This window comes from Microbacterium sp. zg.Y909 (assembly GCF_024626565.1).
On sequence record NZ_JANJFJ010000379.1, the window covers coordinates 1 to 4256 of the forward strand.

Genomic DNA, 4256 nt, shown 5'->3' on the forward strand with positions numbered 1-4256 from the left:
CTCAGCTGACCAGCGGCCGGGCGCTCGCGTAGCCGTCGGGCACGACGTCGGGGGCGGATGCCGGTCCGCCGAAGACCCGCGTGGTGCCCGGCTGCGCCGACCACGGCGTCCATCCGGGGGCGCCATCGCGCACGAACGCGACCGCCGTGCCGTGCATCGCCGACGCGAGCGCGGGCGGCGGCACCGGGCCGGCGACGTCGGCCACGCCCACGGCGTCGAGGCAGTCGAACCAGAACGGCACGTCGAGGCAGTGCAGCGACCACCGCCGGGTGGGGGAGGGCCACGAGAAGCTGTAGGTCCAGGTGGGTGCGCCCGTCGCGGTGCGGGCGTCGGCGACACGCAGCACCAGCGACCGGAACAGCCGGTCGGTCACGTAGCGGCCGGCCATCGCCGCGGTGCCGAGGCGCCGCTGCGGCCGGTTGGCCGCGAGGTACGCGCGACGAACGGACCGGCCGGAAAGGAAGAGCCCGAGGGCGAGCGGGGTCGGGACCAGGCGAAGCACGCCGCGCAGCCCGTCGGTGACCATCGTGAACTCGTCGTCGGTGGTGCCCAGCATCAGCGGCTTGTCCGCGCCGATGCCGGCGGCGAGAGCGTCGACCGTCGGCATGGTGAGCAGGTCGCCGTCGACGAGGGGCCCCCACGGCAGGCCCTCGTGCAGCAGTTCCCGCACCACCGTGAGGGCGCCGGCGTCGTCCGGCCGGCCGGCAGCATCCTGCAGCGACCAGAGGCGCTCCTCGGGAACAGAGGTGAACCCCTCCCGGGTGGGTTCGACGCCGGCCAGCGCCGCCAGGCGCCGCGATGCGGCAGCGGCTCGGGCGGCCGCGACGTCGGCGATGGCCCCCGAGAACGAGATGGCGGCGTGGAACAGGTGCTGGGCGGCGGGCAGACCGAGGAGGGTGAGCACCGCCCCGCCGCCGGCGGACTGCCCCGCGAGGGTGACCCGCGACGGGTCGCCGCCGAACGCGGCGATGTTGCGCTGCACCCACTCCAGGGCGGCGAGCCAGTCGCGCACGCCGCGATTTGCGGGCGCCCCCTCGATCGCACCGAAGCCATCGAAGCCGAGCCGGTAGGCGACCGTGACCGTGACGACGCCGTCGCGGTTGAAGGCGGCGCCGTCGTACCAAGGACTGGCCGGCGAGCCCGAGGTGAAGCCACCGCCGTGGATGTAGACCATCACCGGCAGGCCGGGGGAGCGCTCCGACGGGTCGGGGGTGAAGACGTTGACGTTGAGCGTGTCCTCACCGGGGATCGACGGCTCCGGGATGAGGGTCAGCCCGTCGTCGGAGCGATGCGGCGTGGCCCCGTAGGTCGTGGCATCCCGCACACCCGTCCACGGAACCACGGGCGCGGGTGCGGCGTAGCGGAGGGGCCCCACCGGTGCGGCGGCGTAGGGGATGCCGAGGAACGCGGCCGAGCGGTGGCCGCCGCGGGTGCGCCAGAAACCCCGCACGCGTCCCGCGTCGGTGGTCACCAGGGTGGGCGTGGCCATACCTCGAGCGTAGACCGCCCCCCGCGTTCGCGGCGGCCGATGGCTTATGGTGTGCGCATGACACCGCGGTCGCGCACGGCATCCGATCTCACCGTCCACGAGCAGGCCTCGCTGACCAGTGGCGCCGACTTCTGGAGCACCAAGGCGGTACAGCGCGTCGGGGTGCCCTCGATCACGCTGACCGACGGGCCGCACGGCCTGCGCAAGCAGACCGGCGCGGGCGACCACCTGGGGCTCGCCTCGAGCGTGCCGGCGACCTGCTTCCCGCCGGCGGCCGGCCTGGCCTCGTCGTTCGACGCCGACCTCGTGCAGCGCGTCGGCGCGGCGATCGGGCGGGAGGCGGCGATCGAGGACGTCGCCGTCGTGCTCGGCCCCGGCATCAACATCAAGCGCTCGCCGCTGTGCGGCCGCAACTTCGAGTACTACTCCGAGGACCCCGTCGTCGCCGGAGTGCTCGGTGCGGCCGCCGTGCGCGGCATCCAGTCCCAGGGTGTGGGCGCGTCGCTGAAGCACTTCGCCGCCAACAACCAGGAGACCGACCGACTGCGGGTGAGCGCGGACGTCGACCCGAGGCCGATGCGCGAAATCTACCTGCGCGGCTTCGAGCGGGTGGTGACCCAGGCCCTGCCCTGGACGGTGATGTGCGCCTACAACCGCATCAACGGCGTGTACGCCTCGGAGGATCCGTGGCTGCTGACGCAGGTGCTGCGGGAAGAGTGGGGGTTCGACGGGCTGGTCGTGTCGGACTGGGGCGCCGTCGAGGATCGCGTCGCAGCGCTGGCGGCAGGGCTAGACCTCGAGATGCCGGCCAGTGGCGGGCGCACCGATGCGCAGCTGGTCGAGGCCGTCGAGGCGGGGCGCCTTGCCGAGGGGTCGCTCGAGACGGCGGCGCAACGGGTCATGGACCTTGTGGCGCGGGCCGGCGAGCGCCCCGCTCCCGCCCCGCTCGACGTCGACGCGCACCACGCGCTGGCGCGCGAGGCGGCGGGGCGCTCGATCGTGCTGCTGAAGAACGACGGTGGGCTGCTGCCGCTGCGGCGCGATGCGCGACTGGCCGTCATCGGCGCCTTCGCCGCCGCGCCGCGCTATCAGGGCGCCGGGTCGTCGCTGATCAACCCGACCCGCCTCGACAGCGCCCTGGAAGAGATCCGCGCCCTGTCCGAGGGCGTGGTCGTCGCGGCCGTGGGCTTCGCGCTCGACGGGGGCGGTGCGGATGCCGCCGACCATCCGGATGCGGGTGTGCTGGTGGCCGAGGCCGTCGCAGCCGCGCGCGACGCCGAGACGGCGGTGGTCTTCCTGGGGCTGCCCGCCGCCGAGGAATCGGAGGGCTTCGACCGCGAGCACATCGACCTTCCCGCCGAGCAGCTCGCACTCCTGGACGCGGTGCTCGAGGCCAACCCCCGCACGGTCGTCGTGCTCTCGCACGGCGGGGTGGTGGCACTTCCCTTCCGCGACCGGGTGCCGGCGATCGTCGAGGCGTGGCTGCTGGGACAGGCCGGCGGCGGCGCGACCGCCGACGTGCTGTTCGGCGAGGTGAACCCGTCCGGCAAGCTCGCCGAGACCATCCCGCTGCGACTGACGGACACCCCCGCCTACGGCAACTTCCCCGGCGAATCCGGCCACGTGCGCTATGGCGAGGGCCTGTTCGTCGGCTACCGCTGGTACGACGCCCGGCAGATGGACATCGCGTATCCCTTCGGTCACGGGCTGTCGTACACCGCGTTCGACTACGGGTCGCCGACGGCATCCGTCACCGCCTCCGGTGACCTGCGTGTCGCGCTGACGGTGACCAACACGGGAGCCCGGGCAGGGCGCGAGGTCGTGCAGGTCTACACATCCCTTCCGGGCTCGACCATCGTCCGCCCGCCGCGGGAGCTGAAGGCGTTCACATCGGTGGCGCTGGAGCCGGGCGAGACGCGCGAGGTCGAGCTCGTCATCGCGCGCGCGGACCTTGCCTACTGGAACGTGCAGGTCGACCGGTGGATCGTCGAGGGTGGCGACTACGTGGTGGCGGTGGGCGCCTCGAGCCGTGACGTGCGCGGCACGGTGACCGTTCCCGTCGCGGCGGACGAGGTGCGCACGCCGCTGACCATGTCGTCGTCGGTGGGCGAGTTGCTCGGCCACCCGGTCGTCGGTCCCCTCGTGCAGAAGGCCATGGGGATGATGCTCGGGGGCTCTGCCGGCGGCGGGCTCATGCCCGACGAGGCGATGCAGAAGATGATGGCCTCGTTCCCGATCGGCCGGCTGGCGGGCTTTCCGGGGGTGCCGGTCTCATACGGGCAGCTCGAGAAGCTGGTCGCCCTGGCGAACGGTCTCTCGGGTAGATGACAGAGGCCCCGGGCGCGATGCGCTCTCGGGGCCCCTCGTCGGCAGCGGGTTCGGGTCAGGCTGCCGACCAACCTCCGTCGCTGGCCAGAGTGACACCGTTGATGTTCACGCCGTCATCGCTCAGCAGGAAGGTGATGGATGCCGCCAGGGCGTCGGCCTCGGCGGGGTCGGGGAGGATCGTCATCGCCGCGCGCACGCGCTCGGCGCCCAGCGGCGAGGCGAATTTCGCCTCGATGTTGGTGATGGTCGCTCCGGGGGCGACGGCGTTGCAGCGGATGCCGCTCGGGCCGTACATGAACGCGGTGGACTTGGTGAGCCCCACCACCGCGTGCTTCGACGCGGTGTAGGCCGCTCCGGCCGCCGAGCCGCGCAGGGCCGCCTCGGATGCGGTGTTGACGATCGAGCCGCCGCCCTGGGCGAGCATGGCGGGGATGACCGC

The 4256-nt window shown here is 73.3% G+C and carries 3 protein-coding genes; 1 reads left to right on the forward strand and 2 read right to left on the reverse strand.

Annotated elements, in window-relative coordinates; translation table 11 throughout:
- Position 1: 1 nt before the first annotated feature.
- Positions 2 to 1489: a carboxylesterase/lipase family protein gene (locus tag NQ160_RS19645; protein ID WP_257516797.1), complete on the reverse strand. Its 1488-nt coding sequence runs from the start codon at positions 1487 to 1489 to the stop codon at positions 2 to 4.
- 57 nt (positions 1490 to 1546) lie between these two features.
- On the opposite strand from NQ160_RS19645, the gene NQ160_RS19650 reads away from it, so the two are divergent.
- Positions 1547 to 3817, forward strand: coding sequence for a glycoside hydrolase family 3 C-terminal domain-containing protein (locus NQ160_RS19650; protein ID WP_257516798.1), 2271 nt, complete (start codon positions 1547 to 1549; stop codon positions 3815 to 3817).
- A 55-nt stretch (positions 3818 to 3872) separates the two neighbouring features.
- Here NQ160_RS19650 and NQ160_RS19655 read toward each other — a convergent pair.
- Positions 3873 to 4256 (reverse strand): SDR family oxidoreductase (locus NQ160_RS19655; RefSeq protein ID WP_257516799.1); only part of this gene is annotated, 384 nt, incomplete at its 5' end.

Coding starts and splice junctions, on each gene's coding strand:
- NQ160_RS19650 (WP_257516798.1), top strand. CDS start 1,547: ATGACACCGCGGTCGCGCACGGCATCCGATCTCACCGTCCACGAGCAG.
- NQ160_RS19645 (WP_257516797.1), bottom strand. CDS start 1,489: ATGGCCACGCCCACCCTGGTGACCACCGACGCGGGACGCGTGCGGGGT.